Source organism: Lentibacillus jeotgali (genome assembly GCF_000224785.1).
In the GTDB taxonomy this organism is placed as follows: Bacteria; Bacillota; Bacilli; order Bacillales; family Amphibacillaceae; genus Lentibacillus; species Lentibacillus jeotgali.
This window is the reverse complement of sequence record NZ_AGAV01000005.1, coordinates 492,829-511,755: the sequence shown is the minus strand read 5'-3', so window position 1 is coordinate 511,755 and position 18,927 is coordinate 492,829. Positions and strand designations below refer to the sequence as shown.

At 43.5% G+C, this 18,927-nt stretch carries 20 protein-coding genes and 1 tRNA gene; 10 read left to right on the top strand and 11 right to left on the bottom strand.

What is annotated here, in order from left to right:
* Positions 1-244 precede the first annotated feature (244 nt).
* The 4 genes from ON01_RS05290 to ON01_RS05275 form a co-directional block, all read right to left on the bottom strand.
* The gene (locus ON01_RS05290; protein WP_010529968.1) at positions 245-1,228 is read right to left on the bottom strand and encodes an NAD(P)H-quinone oxidoreductase; all 984 of its coding nucleotides are present in this window, start codon (positions 1,226-1,228) and stop codon (positions 245-247) included.
* 84 nt (positions 1,229-1,312) lie between these two features.
* Positions 1,313-1,585 carry a hypothetical protein gene (locus ON01_RS05285; RefSeq protein ID WP_010529967.1) on the bottom strand — a complete coding sequence of 91 codons (273 nt, stop codon included), beginning with the start codon at positions 1,583-1,585 and terminating at the stop codon, positions 1,313-1,315.
* Between the two features lie 100 nt (positions 1,586-1,685).
* Positions 1,686-2,870, bottom strand: coding sequence for a hydroxymethylglutaryl-CoA synthase (locus tag ON01_RS05280; protein WP_010529966.1), 1,185 nt, complete (start codon positions 2,868-2,870; stop codon positions 1,686-1,688).
* Positions 2,871-3,012: 142 nt separating this feature from the next.
* On the bottom strand, positions 3,013-4,119 hold the full coding sequence (locus ON01_RS05275; protein WP_010529965.1) for a class II histone deacetylase: 1,107 nt from the start codon (positions 4,117-4,119) through the stop codon (positions 3,013-3,015).
* 660 nt (positions 4,120-4,779) lie between these two features.
* On the opposite strand from ON01_RS05275, the gene ON01_RS05270 reads away from it, so the two are divergent.
* Complete coding sequence (locus ON01_RS05270) at positions 4,780-5,001, top strand: hypothetical protein (protein ID WP_010529964.1); 222 nt, start codon at positions 4,780-4,782, stop codon at positions 4,999-5,001.
* An 86-nt stretch (positions 5,002-5,087) separates the two neighbouring features.
* Here ON01_RS05270 and ON01_RS05265 read toward each other — a convergent pair.
* Together ON01_RS05265 and ON01_RS05260 are read right to left on the bottom strand one after the other, a co-directional pair.
* Positions 5,088-5,160, bottom strand: a tRNA-Val gene (locus ON01_RS05265).
* A 116-nt stretch (positions 5,161-5,276) separates the two neighbouring features.
* A complete protein-coding gene (locus ON01_RS05260) occupies positions 5,277-5,948 on the bottom strand; it encodes a DUF421 domain-containing protein (protein ID WP_010529963.1) in 672 nt (223 codons plus the stop codon).
* A 257-nt stretch (positions 5,949-6,205) separates the two neighbouring features.
* Here ON01_RS05260 and ON01_RS05255 point away from each other — a divergent pair, with 257 nt between their 5' ends.
* The 6 genes from ON01_RS05255 to ON01_RS05230 all read left to right on the top strand — a co-directional run bounded on the left by ON01_RS05255 (position 6,206) and on the right by ON01_RS05230 (position 12,429).
* Complete coding sequence (locus ON01_RS05255) at positions 6,206-7,945, top strand: ABC transporter ATP-binding protein (protein WP_010529962.1); 1,740 nt, start codon at positions 6,206-6,208, stop codon at positions 7,943-7,945.
* Positions 7,926-9,755: an ABC transporter ATP-binding protein gene (locus ON01_RS05250; RefSeq protein WP_010529961.1), complete on the top strand. Its 1,830-nt coding sequence runs from the start codon at positions 7,926-7,928 to the stop codon at positions 9,753-9,755. The genes ON01_RS05255 and ON01_RS05250 overlap by 20 nt, the downstream gene beginning before the upstream one ends.
* Before the next feature lie 94 nt (positions 9,756-9,849).
* Positions 9,850-10,581: an alpha/beta hydrolase gene (locus ON01_RS05245; RefSeq protein WP_029328992.1), complete on the top strand. Its 732-nt coding sequence runs from the start codon at positions 9,850-9,852 to the stop codon at positions 10,579-10,581.
* A gap of 91 nt (positions 10,582-10,672) precedes the next feature.
* Positions 10,673-11,191 carry a YjcG family protein gene (locus ON01_RS05240; protein WP_010529959.1) on the top strand — a complete coding sequence of 173 codons (519 nt, stop codon included), beginning with the start codon at positions 10,673-10,675 and terminating at the stop codon, positions 11,189-11,191.
* Positions 11,188-11,613 (top strand): GNAT family N-acetyltransferase, encoded by a 426-nt coding sequence (locus ON01_RS05235; RefSeq protein WP_010529958.1) that lies wholly within the window; start codon positions 11,188-11,190, stop codon positions 11,611-11,613. The genes ON01_RS05240 and ON01_RS05235 overlap by 4 nt, the downstream gene beginning before the upstream one ends.
* Positions 11,614-11,736: 123 nt before the next feature.
* Positions 11,737-12,429, top strand: coding sequence for a DUF421 domain-containing protein (locus ON01_RS05230; RefSeq protein WP_010529957.1), 693 nt, complete (start codon positions 11,737-11,739; stop codon positions 12,427-12,429).
* 109 nt (positions 12,430-12,538) lie between these two features.
* Here ON01_RS05230 and ON01_RS05225 read toward each other — a convergent pair whose 3' ends face one another.
* Entirely contained in the window at positions 12,539-12,730 is a 192-nt protein-coding gene (locus ON01_RS05225) for a hypothetical protein (RefSeq protein ID WP_010529956.1), read from the bottom strand.
* Between the two features lie 102 nt (positions 12,731-12,832).
* Complete coding sequence (locus tag ON01_RS05220; RefSeq protein ID WP_010529955.1) at positions 12,833-13,063, bottom strand: hypothetical protein; 231 nt, start codon at positions 13,061-13,063, stop codon at positions 12,833-12,835.
* 277 nt (positions 13,064-13,340) lie between these two features.
* On the opposite strand from ON01_RS05220, the gene ON01_RS05215 reads away from it, so the two are divergent.
* Complete coding sequence (locus ON01_RS05215; protein ID WP_010529954.1) at positions 13,341-13,799, top strand: CotY/CotZ family spore coat protein; 459 nt, start codon at positions 13,341-13,343, stop codon at positions 13,797-13,799.
* Positions 13,800-13,858: 59 nt separating this feature from the next.
* Here ON01_RS05215 and ON01_RS05210 read toward each other — a convergent pair whose 3' ends face one another.
* Both ON01_RS05210 and mgtE read right to left on the bottom strand, forming a co-directional pair.
* Positions 13,859-14,380 (bottom strand): CotO family spore coat protein, encoded by a 522-nt coding sequence (locus ON01_RS05210; RefSeq protein ID WP_010529953.1) that lies wholly within the window; start codon positions 14,378-14,380, stop codon positions 13,859-13,861.
* Between the two features lie 106 nt (positions 14,381-14,486).
* Entirely contained in the window at positions 14,487-15,845 is a 1,359-nt protein-coding gene (gene mgtE, locus ON01_RS05205) for a magnesium transporter (protein WP_010529952.1), read from the bottom strand.
* 273 nt (positions 15,846-16,118) lie between these two features.
* Between mgtE and ON01_RS05200 the strand changes: the two genes are divergently transcribed.
* Together ON01_RS05200 and prpE are read left to right on the top strand one after the other, a co-directional pair.
* Positions 16,119-17,300 (top strand): FtsW/RodA/SpoVE family cell cycle protein, encoded by a 1,182-nt coding sequence (locus ON01_RS05200; RefSeq protein ID WP_040912296.1) that lies wholly within the window; start codon positions 16,119-16,121, stop codon positions 17,298-17,300.
* Entirely contained in the window at positions 17,300-18,040 is a 741-nt protein-coding gene (gene prpE / locus ON01_RS05195; RefSeq protein ID WP_010529950.1) for a bis(5'-nucleosyl)-tetraphosphatase PrpE, read from the top strand. The genes ON01_RS05200 and prpE overlap by 1 nt, the downstream gene beginning before the upstream one ends.
* Here prpE and ON01_RS05190 read toward each other — a convergent pair.
* On the bottom strand, positions 18,037-18,924 hold the full coding sequence (locus ON01_RS05190; protein ID WP_010529949.1) for an RluA family pseudouridine synthase: 888 nt from the start codon (positions 18,922-18,924) through the stop codon (positions 18,037-18,039). The genes prpE and ON01_RS05190 overlap by 4 nt on opposite strands.
* Between the last annotated feature and the right edge of the window lie 3 nt (positions 18,925-18,927).

Sequence of the window (18,927 nt, the reverse complement as noted above, 5' to 3'; positions counted from 1 at the left end):
TACAGTGATATAATGTCCTCAGTCTTGAATTAAATCGCTTACATTCCATTTATCAAGCAATTCAAAAGAATTACTGCCGAATGCTATTGAATAGAAATATTTGAAATCTCTTCATACCCACGGGCTATTGGCCCTGACAGGTCCGATTGATAAGATGTGGTCTTGTTTGTATCAAGATAAATCATCCTCTATGGCTAAATAAAGCTGCAAACCTTTCGTTCAGGCTTGCAGCTCTATTTACCGTTTAATCAGCGCTCATATAAAGCAGGATTTTTCCGATGTTTTGATTATCCTCCATATGGTGATGCGCTTCGTCCACCTTTTCAATCGGGTACAGGCTGTCAATAATCGGGCGGATTTTCCCTTCATTCATATACGGGAGAACGACTCTGGCAAATTCATTGCTCAATTCTGCCTTGTATGCGTCACTTCTTGGGGTCAATAAAGTGCCGGTTAACTGTATGTACTTGGACATGATTGATGTTAAGTCGACCTTTTCCAATTCGCTTCCGCCCAAAACGCCAATCAGCACCCAGCGTCCTTCACTTTTAATGCTGGCAAGATTCATATTCCAATAGTCAGCCCCGATAAAATCGAGAATAAGGTCAGCGCCTTTACCATCAGTCGCTTTTAAAACCTCTTCATCGAATGATTGCTGTTTATAGTTGATGAGAACATCAGCACCGAGCTCCTGACAGAAATTAAGCTTTCTTTTCGAACCGGCGGTCACAATCACGTTCGCATCTGATAGCTGTTTTGCCAGCTGAATGGCAGCTGTCCCTACACCGCTGGCACCTGCATGGATCAGCACAGTTTCCTGTTTCGCCAGCCTGCCAATCCAATAAAGTGTCTGATAGGCTGTCAGGAAAACCTCAGGAATGGCCGCCGCTTCCGAAAATGGCAGCGCATCCGGCATTTTCATGGTACGATTCGCTGGAATGACGGCATATTCGGCATACCCGCCACCATTGACAAGTCCCATGACCCTGTCACCGGCTGAAAAGGGCTCGTTGCCATTCGCTTCAACAACCGTCCCAGCTACCTCAACCCCCAAAATCGGGTTGACCGCATAGCCTGCTTGTCCTTTTCGGGTAACAATATCTGTACGGTTAACCGCTGCATGGCTGACCTTTATGAGCAATTCGTCCCGTTTTGGTTCTGGTTTAGTTATATCGGTCAATTCCAAGTCGTTTGATGCGTCTGATCTCTTTATAGTAACAGCCTTCATCATTATATCCTCCCTTATAAGATACCGAACTTACTATGTTGGCATAAGACTACCTGACACTCAATCAAAGTGTTCTCAGGCAGGCTAAGATCCCTCTTCCCCGTCATCGGTTTCCTCTTTATCTTCTTCTATTTTAACATCATCAAGATCAAGCCATGAAAGCATTTCATGTGCAATGGTGTTGATCTTTTCATCGACCATGTCACTACCGTATTTTATCTTGGCACGTTCAATCTTATCCAGGACATCCGCTTCGAACTGAATGACCGGTTTATCTTCTTCCAGATTGTTGAATAAATCAAGAATTTCATCCAAAGCTTTATCAAACCGTTTTGTTTCCAATTCGCTTGCCTTCATTATTATCACCTGTTAATAGCATATCCAAAACAAACTGGAATAAATCTACCGAATATGTAAAAACCGTCAGCTGACTTATTGACTGACGGTTCTTACATATTTAATATGCAACCCTGCTTACTTTATTGACATATTGGCGCTTATCATCAGCAATACCTGCCAGGCAGATTTTTGCAGGGTCATTATCGATATCCAACTCAACCGTCGACCCATCTGTTGGCAAAGCTTCCTCGAAAATTGCCTCGTACTCCGGCACCGTTACTTCTGAGCGTGAAGCAAAAAGCCCGTGATGCCGGTCGATATTTAAATAATCCTGAAAATTCGGCTGCAGAATTCCGGTAAAAAATTCTCCCACTGCCCCAGAGCCATAACTGAACATGCCGATTCTTGCACCGGGCTTCAGCTCTTCTGTTTGTTCAAGAAGTGACAGCAGACTCAAATATAATGATCCGGTATAAATATTACCGACATTCCGGTTGTAGTCTGTGCTCAATTTATAATTGGCCAGCAGACGTTCCTGAACATCTTCCGTTCCTTCTTCTAATACATTTTTTAACGCTTTGTAACCCATTTTAGTATATGGCAGATGGTAACAGATGGCTACGAAATCGCTTAGTTCCATACCTGTCTTGGCTTTGTATTGTTCCCAAATTCGAGTAAAGAACGCTATATATTGCTCATTGGATAATTTGCCATCCGCAAAAGCTTTATCAGAATACACAGGGCGCCAGAAGTCCATGACATCAGTGGTAAAATAAACGCTCTCATCCTCAAGTGCCATGATATGAGGCTCTGCACTAATCAATAAAGCAACCGCCCCTGCACCTTGTGTTGCTTCACCAGAGGTGCTGAGACCATACCGGGCAATGTCAGACCCTAAAACGAGTACCTTGCTGTCAGGGTTCATGGCGATATGCCCTTTCGCCATTTGAATACCAGCAGTTGCCCCGTAACAGGCCTGCTTAACTTCAATCGCCCTGGCATACGGATTCAATCCGAGCAGCTCATGAACGTAAACCGCTGCTGATTTGGAACTGTCAACACCGGTTTCTGTCCCGAAAATAACAAAATCAATCGCTTCTTTATCATTATCATCCAGAATATCCACCGCCGCATTGGCCGCCAATGTCACAGCATCCTGGGTCACTGGCGGAACTGCCATTTTTTCCTGGCCGATCCCGATCGTAAATTTATCCGGGTCGACGTTTCGGCTGTCAGCCAGTTTAGTCATATCTACATATAAATGGGGTGCGTAAAAGCCTATTTTATCGATGCCTATCTTCAACATTACGTCTCCTTTTTCATAATAAGTTTCTGCAATGAAATATTCATATTATAACATACTTCAAAATAGGCTGAAGGGAAATTTGCTGATGCCATTTTTTGACGCTAACTTTGAAGATGGTTGACACGTTAATCTCTGGTAACTATTTTAAATTCCAGAAGACTTTCTGTACATCCACCGCACGCTGAACGGCTTCTTTCTGATGCGGATAGATCGGCCCTTCATGAAATCCGAGATCAAACGGGTCTTCTACTGGGCTGTGCTTCCCGCGCAATGCTTCAATCACCCTTAGTGTGCAAAACGGAACGTATGCTGTACTGTATCCGCCCTCATGCGCGGCAACCAACCGGCCGTTACTGTGTTTTTCGGCTAGCTTTTTAACCCGGCTTGCCATCTGATAGTAGCCATCAGCTGTTACCAACATACGACCTATCGGATCAAACCGGCTTGCATCCTGGCCGGCTGAAATAAAAATCAGCTCTGGAGCGTACTGGTCAATGATCGGCTCGATTAGCTCATCAAAAGCATATAGGTAACCTTCATCTCCGGTCCCTGCCGGCAATTCGATATTGACGTTATACCCTTCGCCATTTCCTTTTCCGGTATACGTTATGTCACCGCGGCCTTTCGGGAAAATGTTCTCCTGATGAACGGACATAAACAATACATCAGTATCATTCTCAAAGGCCCTTTCTGTTCCATTCCCGTGGTGAACATCCCAGTCCAAAATCAGGATGCGTTTCAGCCCATATTTCTGTCGCGCGTACTTGGCCGCAATGGCGACATTGTTGAACAGACAAAAGCCCATTCCCTCCTCAGGTTCGGCATGATGACCAGGCGGGCGCACAAGGGCATATGCGTTTTGAGCTTTTTCTTCCATGACAGTTTCAACCGAAGTGAGCACACCCCCTGCAGACTTTAAAGCAATCTCATAGGAATCAGGCCCAACTATCGCATGGACACCTGCATCGCCCCCTCCGGCATCACTCAATTCCTTTATCCGATCAGCATATGCCATGCTATGATTCATCCCGATTTCGTCCCGAGTTGCCGACCTTGGACCAATCTGATGCAAATTCTCTATATACTTGGAATGCTCTAACAAATTTTTAACACGTCGTTTTGTCTCTGGGTTTTCCGCGTGGGTGTCTGGCTGAATCCACCCCCCGGCACGCTGGTTCAAGGCGCCATTTCCCATCTGATGCCAAAAATAACTCTCATCACATATGAAGCCAGTCGTTTCTTTCATTTAAATCGCCTCCGTTTAGTTAAGTGACCACTAAAATATAAAACAGACTCAGATTCATAATATTCCTTGCCTTATTTCTTCCCTTATATATATTTTCACTAACTTCATTCCATGTTTTTTCAATTAAATCTGGGAAATGTTGGTTCGGCTCATGCTGTCACAGAATCAGCTTAAATAGCATGAAATCGGCTCAAGTAGTCATAATTTCCGCTCAAGTTCACAAATTTCCCGCTCAAATTGTCACAATTAGCTATCGCTGCGAACAAAGGTGCATCTATAAAAATGTGACACCATTTCCCGGGAAATGGTGTCACACTGGCAGGGCGTTAATGGGCGGCTCTGACTAAAACCACCGGCTTTTCTTCTTTTCTTACCGTCCGGCTAAAATTTAAATTCCACTTCCTTATTTTCTTAATTTTCATAGCCCTTCATATACTCTATCCTGCGCTGTGCAGATGTTTTGCTCACTTGCTCATCTGCGTGGCATCGGGTTCCAAGGGTCAAAACGTCATTGTTCTTCTCAGCCGTATCAACAGCCCCTAGTGTGAAAATTTTTATACAATTTTATATTACATCTTATCATAAACGAATTGATTGTTAAGAAAAATTTTCCTTAAACACTATAACACTTTAGGATGAATTGATGTAGATAACAATGAAATGCTTTTGAAAGCGGTGGCAAATGGGATTGGTATTGGCATCATACCCGAACTCGGAATTGATGAACGTTACACCATGAACGTATCCGTCAGTCATATAACCGAGATTGATAACATCCACAATAAGGTTTATGTCCAATACAGAGAAAGCTCACGGGTTAAAGATATTGCCCAAAAGATCATTTATGCCATCATTAATCATAAATATAGCGAAGCATACTGACACGGAAGCATGAGGAAGGTACTGTACACCGGAAAGCAAAAAAGTGACACCATGTCAATCCGAATGGTGTCACTTTTTTAATAAGATGATTCCGATTGGGCTCGAACCAACGACCTCATGCCTGTCAAGCATGCGCTCTCCCAGCTGAGCTACGGAATCATGTTTATATGAAATTATCGACAAGTATTACTATAAATAATTTTTATCGCGCTGTCAATAATTTTTTGTTTAAATCAAATTTTCGCTTCATATACTGAGACCATCTCCCTTCATTGTTACTTGTCTGCACCGGTATCAATCATCAGTGAATAATCGTCATCACGGACAGCCGCATAGAAAATCTGATTTCGATCAGGATAACTGTTTTCAGCAAGTTCTTCATTCAACCATTGTTCATCCTTGTTTATAAGCTGCAAATTTTGATGCTGCGTTCTACCTTCAATAATCACCGATATTGGAAGCCCGTGATATGACGTTTCAATATTTAATTGTTCAGGTGTAACCGGAGCGCTATCTTGTTGCGGGACAATGCTTATGCCGCCGCTTGGCTCAATAATCGCATAGTCTATCAACGAAATATCCGGGTAACCTTTTTCCCGAACTTCAGATAATAATTCAGAAAGTGTAAAATGTGAACCTTTTAAATTCTTCCGTACCAATTTTCCATGTTTAATAACGATTGTTGGTTTCCCAACAAAAATCCTGTTTAAGCTGTTAAACAGCATAAGTCTGGAAAAACCAATATGTACAAAACCGATAACAACCAGACCTGTTATAGTATAAACAAAATTTTCTGTAACAACCGGTCCAGTCGCCAATGTAATAACAAAAAAGATGCCAGCCAAATCATGTGCCGTCAATTGAGCAAAAGCTGTTTTTCCCATCGATCGTATTATAATAATCGTTATAAAATATAAAAGGATCGTTTTCCCTATAAACAAAAGCATTTTGTTCCCTGCCTTAAATCACACTTTCCAGATAGTATCTGCTTTTATATTGAATTTATGACAACCTGTTTTATAGTACTTCTGATTCCGAAGTAAGTTCTTGGATATCCAGTTGTTTCCCTTTATAATGGTAACGTGAACTTAAATCAATGAGTTGAATAGAATTGGGCATTTAGGAACAGTAAGCTGCCGTCTTTCGGTGGATTCTGTCCAGTAGATGCTGAAAAAAGACAAAAATGACTTCGGGGGTCGCAATCTTGAGGCACGTTCTTTCCTTTCTCAAACCATACAAAATCCCTATCGCTCTAGCCTATGCGCTAACCTTCATTGAACTGATGGTCGAATTATTGCTGCCGTTTTTCCTTGGGAAGATGATTAATGATGGTGTCGTGAATCAGGATATTAATAATATCGTCATGTGGGGCAGCATCATGATCGCGATGGCATTCATCGCATTTGTTGCCGGTATTTTCAACTCCTTCTATGCCGCCCACACTGGCCTTGGGTTTGCTTACGATATCCGCAAGCAGCTTTTCCATAAGATACAGGATTTTTCATTTGCAAACTTGAATCAGTATCCGACATCAGGACTTGTGACACGGTTTTCCAACGACGTTCGCCAGCTCCAGAACACGATATTCATGGCACTTAGGATTATGGCCAAAGCGCCGCTGATTGCAATTGGCGGCGTTATCATGTCTTTTATCGTCAGCCCCCGTCTTGCCCTGGTCTTCCTTGTGACAGTGCCGCTCCTGGTCGGATTTATCCTTTGGGTTTTGAAAATTGCAACACGCCTATTCGACAGGGTCCAGCGCAATGTTGACAATGTCAATCAGGTCATGCAGGAAAACTTAGCAGGGATCCGGCTGATAAAAGCGTTTTTGCGGCGAAACCATGAAGAAAGCCGGTTTATGGGCGCAAACGAAAACCTGGCTAATATGCTGCGTAAAACATTCCGCTTCATTGAGGCATCCATGCCGATCCTGCTGTTTGTGATGAATCTGAGTCTTATTTTTATCATCTGGCGCGGCAATACGCTGGCCATGGCCGGGGAAACAAGCACCGGTGATGTCGTAGCAATTGTCAACTATGCCATGCGTGTATCAATGGCCATTTCAATGCTCACATTTATCATTATGGGCTTCTCCCGGGCCAAAGCATCGGCTGAGCGGCTTGATGATGTGCTCAAGGTAAAGGTTGATTTGTTTGATCATGCAGATGCCAATGACACGACATCTGTAATAGACGGGAAAATTGCGTTTGACGATGTATCGTTTGCTTATCCGAACATGCCGGACGATGCGCTTAAATCCGTTTCCTTTACCGTTCACCCGGGAGAAAAACTGGCAGTGATGGGCGCAACCGGATCAGGCAAAACATCTCTGTTCCAGCTGATTCCACACTTATATGATGCCAATAAAGGCACCATTTATATTGATGATCAGCCTATCAGCGCGTACAAATTGGAAAATTTGCGGCTTAGCATCGGCTATGTCCCGCAAAGCCCGCTCCTGTTCACGGGCACTGTCACCGATAATATTGCCTGGGGAAAAGAGAGCGCATCCAAAGACGAAGTGATTCAGGCTGCGAAAGATGCTCAGATTCATGAAACGATCATGGAACTGCCGAACGATTATAATACAAAAATTGGTCAAAAAGGTGTTAATTTATCCGGTGGACAGAAACAGCGCATATCAATTGCCAGGGCATTGATTCGGCAGCCGATAATTCTGATGCTTGATGACAGTACAAGTGCGCTTGATCTGGCTACCGAATCAAGGCTTCTCGAGGCTATCCAGGAATATAACTGTACAACACTGATTATTACACAAAAAGTATCGACAGCGACGAGCGCCGATCGTATCCTGCTGCTAAATGACGGCGAAACATTGGCAATCGGCACACACGATGAGCTTCTTAGGGAGTCCGCACTTTACAAGCGGATTGTCGCCTCACAGTTTGGGGAGGAGAACACGTATGCGAATCAGAGAATTTAAGCAGCCTTTTCAATACAAAAAAATAGCAATTAATCAACTCCGGTCGCAGCAGGAAAAAGATAAAACAGACCGTGCTCGCAACACGGCGGGTACCATCAAGCGCATCTGGTCATATCTGGCACGGGAAAAAGTCATGCTGCTGCTTGTCATCCTGATGGTGCTGGTCAGCTCCGCCATGAGCCTGGCCGGTCCATTTATGGTCGGAAGGGCCATTGATGATTTTATTGTAACTAAAGATCCATCAGGGATCGGCATGCTGCTCGTCTGGCTGTTAATCATTTACGTCCTGCATTCGTTATCTGTCTTCTTGCAGAATTATTGGATGGTCGGGATTGCACAGAATACGGTTTACTCACTGCGGGAAGAACTGTTCCAGCAATTTCACCGGCTGCCGATAGCATTTTTTGATAAGCGGCAGCACGGGGAACTTATGAGCCGGATCACCAATGATATTGATAATATCAACAATACGCTGAACCAGTCTGTCATTCAGATTTTCACCAGTATCCTGACCCTTATCGGAACCGTCGTGATCATGTTGGCGCTCAGTCCCCTATTAACCCTGATCACGATGATGATTGTTCCGGTGATGTTCCTGGCAATTCGTTGGATCACCAAACGAACCGGTCCATTATACAAACTGCAGCAGCAGCATTTGGGCGAGTTAAACGGATATGTGGAAGAAACGGTCTCAGGTCAGCACGTCATTAAGACATTTTCCCAGGAAAAACGCGTCATACGCGAATTTCAGGAGCGTAATGAAAACCTGCAGCATTCGGGGTTCTGGGCTCAGACATTTGCCGGTTTTATTCCGAAAGTCATGAACATGCTCAACTTTTTAAGCTTTGGGCTGGTCGGCCTTGCCGGTGGTATTCTGGCTGTTCAAGGGGTTATAACGGTCGGTGTCATCGTTATTTTCACCGAATACGCCCGACAGTTCACCCGTCCGCTCAATGAATTATCGAACCAGTTCAATATTTTGCTGTCAGCGGTCGCCGGAGCTGAACGCGTCTTCAATATAATAGATGAAGAACAGGAAGAAACCGATGAAACAACCGCCCGCAATATCGACAGCACTGACGGACACCTGGCATTTGACAAGGTTTCCTTTGCCTATGAAGACACACCGATCTTAAAAGAAATCAACTTTACTGCCAGTCCCGGTCAAACGGTCGCCTTTGTCGGCCATACCGGAGCAGGCAAAACGACCATCATCAATCTGATTTCACGATTCTATAATTATGACAGCGGCTCAATTACCCTTGATGGCATTGACTTAAAAAACATTAAGCGAAGCAGTCTCCGCAAACGTATGGCCTTTGTTTTGCAGGATGCCTTTCTGTTCCATGCGACCATCAAGGAAAACATCCGTTACGGCAGGCTTGATGCAACGGATGACGCTATTATCAAAGCCGCCAAAGATGCAAACGCCCATGACTTTATCGAGCGGCTCCCGAACGGCTATGAAACCATCCTCGATCAGGACGGAAGCGGCATCAGCCAGGGACAGAAACAGCTGATCACGATCGCTCGGGCGATCCTGGCTGATCCCGCGATTCTTGTTCTCGATGAGGCAACAAGCAATATTGATACCGTAACTGAATTAAAAATCCAGGATGCTCTCAAGTGGCTGATGCAGGACAGAACAAGTTTTGTAATAGCCCACCGGCTTAACACCATTCAGGAAGCGGACAAAATTATCATGCTTGAACATGGTAAGATCATTGAACAAGGTTCTCATACGGCATTAATTAGGAAGAAAGGCCACTACTTTAATTTATATAAGGGACAATTAAAGGACAACGCATGAATATCCGCTCAAAGCATGATAAACTGGTACGAGGAGGGCATACGTCTGAATCTAAACCAGCCATTGCTTAATCGGAGTAAACGAGGTGTTCACTATCGGACGAAAGGGAAAGATGATCGAAAAACAAATTAACAGCCGGTATTTAAATGAGACACTGACACTGAAAATCTACCAGCCGGAGACGTTCTCACCTCTTTATAAATACCAGATTTGCATCATGCAAGACGGTGATGATTATTATCAGCTTGGTCGGGCCGCAACATTATCTGACCGAATGCACGAGAACGGTGAAATCTCCAATACGATCCTGGTGGGGATTCACTACCGGGACAAATTTGATCGAAAAAGGAAATATCATCCGGACGGCAGTCAAAGTCCGGCATACAGCAAGTTTCTCGCACATGAAGCTGTCCCGCTGCTGGACGACTTATTTCCTACCTACCTTATGGGACAGTCCCGTGCATTGGTCGGCGACTCTCTGGCAGGAACACTGGCATTGATGACCGCTCTACATTATCCGAATACGTTTGGAAAAATCATCATCCAGTCTCCCTATGTTGATGAAAAAGTAAAACGGACTGTCCGGAATGCGAAAGGTATTCATGCAATTGCCATTTATCATACGATCGGAACTGAAGAGACTGCCGTTGAAACGACTGCCGGTGATAAGGCGGATTTTCTGACGCCCAACCGAGAATTGAATAGACTTTTACAGGTCAAAAACATGGATTACAATTATCATGAACTCGAAGGCGCTCAGCACACATGGAAATCCTGGCAAAAAGATTTGAGTCGTGCTTTTACTAGTATATTTAACTCAATTTAAAATTTTTCTAAAATTGGTTTCCCTATTCAATCCAACTTTTGTTATAATGGAGTATAGTCTTAAAAACATACGTATACAAGGAGGTTTTAATATGAAATATGGAATTGTTATTTTTCCATCGAAGCCGATTCAGGATGAAATCAACGCTTACAGAAAACGTTATGATTCACATTATGCATTGATTCCGCCACATCTGACTTTGAAAGAGGCATTTGAAGCTGATGATGAAAAAATCCGTGAACTGATTACCGAATTAAAACACATTGCAAATGAAACAGAACAGTTTAACGTGTCCATTGATAAAGTGAGTACATTTGCTCCTGTTACCAACACGATTTATTTAAAATTGAACCAGCATCAGCAACTGAGTGACCTTGCTGAGGAGATGCAGACAGGCAAATTTCCTGAAAACCAGACTTATTCCTTTGTGCCGCATATCACGATTGCGCAAAAACTCTCACAGGACGAGCATTCGGACGTTTACGGAAGCCTCCGCATGAAAGACATTCAGCTTGAGGATACCATTGACCGTTTTCACTTAGTATATCAGCTGGATAACGAGGTTTGGACCGTTTATGAATCATTTGTATTTGGCAAGGAATTTGTATGATCATTAAAACGGTCGAAACATCCGAAGAAAAACAGCTGGCCTACGATGTACGGACAAACGTGTTTGTTCATGAGCAAAATGTACCGCCTGAGGTCGAGATAGACGAATTTGACGAGCAGGCCATCCATTTGATCGGATATAAGAATGATGTACCAATAGCAGCCTGCCGGGTACGTTTTCTTGATCATTACGGTAAACTGGAACGCATCTGTGTCCTGAAAGATCAGCGCGGAAAATCCTACGGGTCCGAACTGATCCACACAATGGAAGATGTCATAAGAAAAGAAGGCTATGAAAAAGCTAAACTGAATGCTCAAACACATGCGATTGATTTTTACCAACGGCTCGGGTATGACGTTGTATCTGGTGAGTTTATGGATGCAGGGATACCGCACGTGACCATGAAAAAAATATTAAAATGAGAGGGTATCCTGTTCTGCGGCAGGGATACCCTCTTTTTCGAATGTCCACCTCAACACACTCTGCATGGAAATATAGCTTATTGGTTATCCTATAAAGAGTATGTTTGAGGGGGGAAATATCCATTGAATGAGTATCTCCTGATGTTTGCTGACACCGTTTTCGGATTCTTTGCTTTATTCGTGTTAGTGAAAGTACTTGGGAAAACACAAATTTCCGAACTGACCCCATTTGACTTCATCTCTGCTATAATATTAGGTGAGCTTGTCGGTAACGCCCTGTACGAAAAGGAATCAGGGATACCGCAAATTGCCTTTTTAGTTATTTTGTGGGGCGGAATGCTTTACATCACAGAACTTATTACCCAAAAATATAAAGGGAGCCGTGCACTTCTGGAAGGCCAGCCTGCCATTGTGATTCATAAAGGCCATATTTTATATGATGTCCTTAAACAAAACGCACTCGATATCAATCAACTTCAGCACATGCTTCGTTCCAAGGATGTGTTTTCACTTGAGGAAGTGGAATACGCCGTCCTCGAGTCAGATGGAACTATTTCAATCTTAAAAAAGCCGGAGTATCAAACACCAACAAATGCCGACCTCAATGTCACACCAGCCCCTGTTAAATTAGCCCGGATGGTTATTAATGATGGTGAAATAATATGGGATAATTTGAAAGAGGCAAATCTGACCAAAGAATGGCTGGCAGACGAACTCCACAAACAAAATGTTTCCACTGTTGAAGATGTGTACTATGCAGAATGGCAGGAAAACCAGCAAAAGTTGTTCGTGATGTTGTACCATAATAAGAATTAGTGTTTATCAGATGTCGTATTGTGTCAACCTATCTCCGTATTCGCTGATATTTTGGTTCTCGCACCGATGTTTTGAAGTGGACCTGTCTCGGTAACTCGACAGGTCTACTTCACTCCATTATTTTCTCAAATTCGCCCATCATTTTTTCAAATGATGTTATGCCCTTCTGAAATTCCTTATCCCAAGTTTGCATGTCAGCTTCAAAAGAACGCATTTTCTTCTCAGGATATTGAAACCACTTCTCATTTTTCTCCAAGTGTTTTTCGATAATCTGCAATGTCCGGATCAATCGATCGTTCATTCATCCCTCTCCTCCTTCCGTTCATAAAGGAACATTTGGTAACTCGGCAAAATAAAAGAAAAAGACAGCCATTATAGCTGCCTCCTGCCTAACCATCATATTCTAGATCCAGAAAGACGGTCCCCTATCCCTATTGTCTTCAGAGCTTTCCTCATGATGGTCATCATGTTTATCCATTGATTTTTCCTGTTCTTGCTCATTTCGCCCCATCCAGCGGCCAAAAAAAGGATCGCGGCGTGGTCGATGCTGCTGCGGTTCTATATGGACATTATCCGCTTTGATCACTAAATCCTTTACATGAATGATTTTTTTATGATCTTTACCTTCAGACATGTATAAACACTCCTTATAATTAGAATCATGATCATTATTAGTCTATGTATTTTTTGACGTTAGGTATAGACAAATGTCCCAATTATGATTAAAGATTCGTTTCCAAAATGCTTAAAACCCGGTACTGTCCCTTAATCACCAGGCTTAACAAATCAGCGGTTTGAGGATTGCCTTCAGAAATATTCGCCTAATGGAGACGAGTGCCCACACCATATACCCAATGGCACATATCTTATTAGAGACACCAAGTCAATAATCAAGAAAGGGGTAATTATTCATGGGTTGTGGAAAAGAATTTCACTCCGGCAACTGCGTCTGCGATATATTAAAGGAAATTGTAGAAGCTCAGAACGATGTTATCGAAAACTGCTGCTCGACTAGCTGCGAACAGTCAATTAGCGATTTGTTAGGTGATAATGAGGGAGGAAACGGTCTTGACACTGTTCCGGTCATTCTTTACTGCAAAGACAGCTGCAAACCATTCCAAGGATTCGGCGCAAACCCGGATGATATCGGTGAAATGACATCAAGCTTTTTCTTCCGTGTTAAGCGGGTAGACGATGATTGCTGTGCAGTTGTTGAACTATTGAGAGATCCTGAAGATGATGACAACTGCCCGAAGAATCCTGTAGACCAGGATACAAATCCTTTGTGCGCCACTGGCATTTGCATAACAGTAGACTTAAACTGCTTCTGCCACGTAACTTGCCTCCCGGCGGTAAATGCAGTCACCTAATCAAGTAAATAGAAAAGGTGCTCCGTTTAAATCGGGGCACCTTTTCTATTCATAGCATTTTAAAATCCAATCATACGTATTTCGTCGATCTCGTCAATCGGAATTGTCGTTGGCGTTGTTCGTCTGCCAACCCGCATATAAACTTTTTTATCCTGAAAATCGATAATCGCTCCCCGGTATCTCCGCTCCTTTGTTTTCACTTCACATCGCATAACAGGCGCATATTTCGGCGGGTTCAGGAAGTACTCAATGCGTTCCTCTACTGTCATTTCACTAAATTTTTTCCGTTCTTTACCACCATCTTTAAGATCGGAATTGTCTTCCTCAGTAGATTCAAGCTGCTCCTCTGTTTCTTCCGACCCTTCTGCCTTTTCTGCCTCTTCTGTTTCTTCTGTTTCAATTGGTTTCTTAAAATGATTGCGGTTCACCGGGCGTTTTATTGCCTTATTTCGTTCTTTTTTCTTATCATCACGCTGTTTTTTCGGGGTCATATAATGGCTCTGCATTGATGCCTCGGGTGTGCGTACATACGGCTGATGAATGTAGAGTAATGGGCTTTTCGCACTTTTTTTATCTCCCATTTATCATACGCTCCTTTATTATTCCATTCGTCAACCCATTATATGAACCCTTTCGCAAATGTGTGTATGCCCATAGAGTTTTGATATGTCCGTTAAAACGATAATCCTATACCAAATACTGCATAAACGTTGTTGCAAGGCCGAAATAAATTAAGATGGAAATAATATCATTAATCGTCGTGATAAATGGCCCTGAAGCAACAGCGGGATCAATGCGGAGCCTGTCCATCAACATCGGAACAAGCGCCCCAGCCAGAGTTGCAATAACCAGCGTTGCCATAATCGATGATCCGACCAGCAATCCGAGGAAAAAATCATCCTGCCAAAAGTAAACGATTGCTGTAATCAGTGCACCGCAGACAATACCGTTAATTAGTCCAGTACCTGCTTCACGGGCAATAAGCTTCATCTTTCCCTGTTTTCCGTAGTCACCTGTCGTAATGCCCCGGACGGCAACAGCTAGGGCCTGTGTACCTGTATTACCGGCCATCCCTGCAATCAGCGGAATAAAGATTGCCAGAACAGCTACCTGCTCCAGTGTCCGTTCAAACTGTCCGATCAGGCTTGCGGTTAAAATTCCAAGAAATAAAAGAATAACAAGCCACGGGAGTCTTTTTTTCGCCGAAATGAATGCACTGTCTTTAGGGCTGTCCATGTCAGATACACCGGCAAGCTTTGAGTAGTCTTCACCAGCCTCCTCTTCCATAACGTCCAATATATCATCAACGGTTATAATACCGAGCAAATGATTCTGAAAATCGACAACCGGAAGTGCCAGGAAGTCATAGTCGCGGATTATCTGGGCAACTTCTTCCTGATCTTTTGCCACTGATACGGAAAGTACTTTTTCACTCATGATATCGGAGACTCGCATGTCCGGTTCTGCTATTATCAAATCTCTCAGTGAGACCACACCAACGAGATGTTTATCTTCATCTATCACGTATAAATAATAAATCGTCTCTGCCTCAGGTGCTTCAGCCTTCAAATGTTGCATGGTGTCTTTGACTGTCTTTGACTCATAAACCGCTACAAATTCAGTGGTCATGATACTTCCAGCGGTTTTTTCCTCATAATGGAGCAATTCCTTAATTTCAGCAGCATTTTTATCATCCATAATAGTCAACAGACTGACAACCACGTCTTTTTCCAGCTCGTTTAGAATGTCGACAGCATCATCAGTCGCCATTTCTGCAATGACCATTGCAGCATATCGCGGGTCCATTTCAGTAAACAGTGGTTTGATATCATCCAATTCAATATGTTCCATAATACCCGCTGTTTCTTCCGGGGACAGGTACGTATAAATGTGCAACCGTATCGCTTCCGGCTGTTCTATGAAAAACGAGGCTTGGTCATATGGGTGCATGTCCAAAAATTTTTCACGAAATGAATCGATTTTTTCATTAGCAGCAAGCGTCTGTAATTCGTCCTGAAGAAACTGATCTGGCGTGTTATTTTCCATACGGTCACGTCCTTTCACAATGTATCATTATACACGAGAAGTGACTCATCCTAAACTTAAATCAAGGTATGATTTTTGATTATAATGCTTAATTTCTCGATTGATTTCGTGTAAACTAAGGGTATAATGGGTTCATATACTTTGGTGAATTTTGTCGCTAAATCTATCATTCCCTTAAATAGGTTTTTCAAAAAGTAGGGGTTGTCTCCTTTTGATCAGTCTTTTAACAATCCCCAAGCAACAAGAATTTTACGGAAGAAAGTTAGGTTGAATATGCAGAACCGAATTAATATAGATTATACAATATTATCCATACTCATCCTGCTTGGACTGGCCAGCATATTTACGTTACATACACTGGAACCGACTTTTTCGGAAAGTGAAGGTTCCGGATACTGGCTCAGGCAGGGCATGTGGTATATTGGCGGCGGGCTTATTATCACGGCAGTCATGATGATCGATTATGACCGGTTCCACCAGATCACCTGGATTTTATATGGTGTTGGCGTCCTGTCGCTGTTGATGCTGTTTGTCGGATTTCCCCCGGGGATTGTTCATGAGGCGAATGGTGCTGTGAGCTGGTTTAAGTTCCCAGTCATTGGTACGATTCAGCCCAGCGAATTTATAAAGGTCATCCTCGTCATGACACTGGCTCATGTGATTGTCCGGCACAATGACAAACACGCTGAAAAAAACTTTAAGAGTGATATCATACTGCTTGCTAAAATCATCGGTCTGGCCCTCCCTCCCATGTTCTTCGTTGCAACACAGCCGGATTTGGGCGGTTTTCTGGTGCTTGCGGCAATTACAGGCAGCATGGTGCTTGTTTCGGGAATTAGATGGCGAATTTTGTTTTTCCTTCTGTTCATCGCCCTGGCCGGGGTATCCCTGATCGCTGCCATATGGTATTTATTCCCAAATATTATTACTGGATTTCTTGATCGTTCAGGACTTGAACACGTCGCTGGCAGGTTCATTGGCTGGCTCAACCCTGAGGAGACCAATGGCGGCTATGGTTACCAGCTGATCACAGCAATGATGGCGATCGGATCGGGCCAGTTATTCGGAAAAGGCATCAGTGACATGGAGGTCTCGGTGCCCGAACAGCATACCGACATGATATTTACGGCGGTAGCCGAACAATTTGGATTTATCGGTTCCAGCATTGTTGTTACACTGCTTTTTTTATTAATTTATCGCCTGATCCATATAGCTATCCAGAGTAATGATGATTATGGCAGCTATCTTGTCACCGGTATGGTTGGCATGTTTGCTTATCAAATTTTCCAGAATATCGGCATGTCCATTCAGCTGCTGCCGATCACTGGCCTTCCGCTTCCGTTTCTAAGCTATGGCGGAAGCTCAACGCTTACGTATATGCTCGCTATCGGAATTGTCCTGAACGTTCATTCAAGAACGAAAGAATATATGTTTGAAACAAGGTGGAAAAGTTAATGGGATATGATGTCATTGGGGATGTGCATGGGTGTTTCGACGAATTGCATACACTTTTCTTAGCACTAGAGTATAGGCGGAGACAGCGAATCTATGTGCATCCCGATGGCAGGGTTCCTGTTTTTCTCGGTGATATTACTGACCGGGGACCATATTCAGTGGCCATGATACAGCTCGTTTACGAAATGGTCGTGAAGCATCAGAAGGCACTATATATACCCGGTAACCACTGTAATAAACTATACCGTTATTTTCTGGGGAACAATGTCCAAGTGCGGCACGGACTTGAGACTACCGTCGATGAATACAGGAACCTGCCCCGATTCGAACAGCAATCAGTCAGAAAACAATTCATGGAACTTTACGAACAGGCACCGCTCTATCTGGATCTGCATGATGCAAATGCAATTGTGGCGCACGCCGGGATAAAGGAACATTATATCGGACGGCATGATAAGAAAGTACGCTCTTTTGTCTTGTATGGCGATGTTACCGGCAAATATGATGCAGACGGCAGGCCTATCAGACGTGACTGGGCACAGCATTATAAAGGCGATCGTTGGATTGTTTACGGTCATACACCTGTCATGGAGCCGCGCATTGTTCATAAAACCATTAACATTGATACGGGGTGTGTATTTGGAAATGCATTAACGGCTTACCGACTGCCTGAGGAAAAGACTGTCTCCGTCTCATCAGAGCAGCCTTTTGCGGCGGAAAAATTCCAGTGTTTTGACTAACATAATACTTGTAATTTGAATTGCTTCATATCATCTGGCATGTCAACGGAGAATTCCATAGGCTCACCTGTGATGGGATGTTTGAATGACAGCTTATGACAGTGGAGGGCCTGCCGGTCAATATAATCAGTCATCCCACCATACAAATCATCTCCTGCCAATGGGTGACTGGCATGCGAAAAATGGACACGGATCTGGTGTGTCCGGCCGGTTTCCAGTCTGACATGAACAAGCGTGTAATAACCGAATTCATTTGAAACGGTGTAATGCGTTACGGCATGCTTCCCTGTTTCAATGACCGTCCGCTCTATAATTGAACCATCTTTGCGGCCAATCGGCGCATTGATGGTTCCTTTTTTTTGCTCCAGATGCCCCTCTATAATCGCATCATAAGCACGTGAAATCATTCCTTGTTTTTGCGCGGCGGAAAGAACCGAATGACTCCACCGGTGCTTGGCAATGAGCATCACACCAGACGTGTTCCGGTCAAGCCGGGTTACCGGGTGAAACGTGTAAGAAAGCCCCTGTGCTTCATAATGTGCCAGTACCCCATTGGCAATCGTCCCTGATGTATGGACATATGATGGAATAACTGCCCGCCCCGGGGGTTTATTAATAACCAGAACGGCGTCATCTTCATAAAGGATATGCAGCGGCATCTTTTCCGGAACCATCATGGAGCCTTTTTTCTCCTCAGGAAACATAACTGCGACCACGTCACCTGCTTTCAGCTCATATTTAACCGTCCGATTGATGCCGTTCACTTTTATCGAACCGCCGCCGTGTATAATATGTTTGATCATCCGCTTAGAAAATTTATGCCTTTGTTGTAAATAATTTCGAATAATCAAGCCTTCCTGCTGCTTAGTTATCGTCCATTTCATGCG

What these genes read in the sequence shown, in the direction of transcription:
- ON01_RS05225 (WP_010529956.1), bottom strand. Translation starts at nt 12,730, where the DNA reads ATGAACGATCGATTGATCCGGACATTGCAGATTATCGAAAAACACTTG.
- ON01_RS05285 (WP_010529967.1), bottom strand. Translation starts at nt 1,585, where the DNA reads ATGAAGGCAAGCGAATTGGAAACAAAACGGTTTGATAAAGCTTTGGAT.
- ON01_RS05215 (WP_010529954.1), top strand. Translation starts at nt 13,341, where the DNA reads ATGGGTTGTGGAAAAGAATTTCACTCCGGCAACTGCGTCTGCGATATA.
- ON01_RS05220 (WP_010529955.1), bottom strand. Translation starts at nt 13,063, where the DNA reads ATGTCTGAAGGTAAAGATCATAAAAAAATCATTCATGTAAAGGATTTA.
- ON01_RS05190 (WP_010529949.1), bottom strand. Translation starts at nt 18,924, where the DNA reads ATGAAATGGACGATAACTAAGCAGCAGGAAGGCTTGATTATTCGAAAT.
- ON01_RS05240 (WP_010529959.1), top strand. Translation starts at nt 10,673, where the DNA reads ATGAAATATGGAATTGTTATTTTTCCATCGAAGCCGATTCAGGATGAA.
- ON01_RS05275 (WP_010529965.1), bottom strand. Translation starts at nt 4,119, where the DNA reads ATGAAAGAAACGACTGGCTTCATATGTGATGAGAGTTATTTTTGGCAT.
- ON01_RS05235 (WP_010529958.1), top strand. Translation starts at nt 11,188, where the DNA reads ATGATCATTAAAACGGTCGAAACATCCGAAGAAAAACAGCTGGCCTAC.
- ON01_RS05200 (WP_040912296.1), top strand. Translation starts at nt 16,119, where the DNA reads ATGCAGAACCGAATTAATATAGATTATACAATATTATCCATACTCATC.
- ON01_RS05260 (WP_010529963.1), bottom strand. Translation starts at nt 5,948, where the DNA reads ATGCTTTTGTTTATAGGGAAAACGATCCTTTTATATTTTATAACGATT.
- ON01_RS05290 (WP_010529968.1), bottom strand. Translation starts at nt 1,228, where the DNA reads ATGAAGGCTGTTACTATAAAGAGATCAGACGCATCAAACGACTTGGAA.
- ON01_RS05270 (WP_010529964.1), top strand. Translation starts at nt 4,780, where the DNA reads ATGCTTTTGAAAGCGGTGGCAAATGGGATTGGTATTGGCATCATACCC.
- ON01_RS05250 (WP_010529961.1), top strand. Translation starts at nt 7,926, where the DNA reads ATGCGAATCAGAGAATTTAAGCAGCCTTTTCAATACAAAAAAATAGCA.
- ON01_RS05210 (WP_010529953.1), bottom strand. Translation starts at nt 14,380, where the DNA reads ATGGGAGATAAAAAAAGTGCGAAAAGCCCATTACTCTACATTCATCAG.
- mgtE (WP_010529952.1), bottom strand. Translation starts at nt 15,845, where the DNA reads ATGGAAAATAACACGCCAGATCAGTTTCTTCAGGACGAATTACAGACG.
- prpE (WP_010529950.1), top strand. Translation starts at nt 17,300, where the DNA reads ATGGGATATGATGTCATTGGGGATGTGCATGGGTGTTTCGACGAATTG.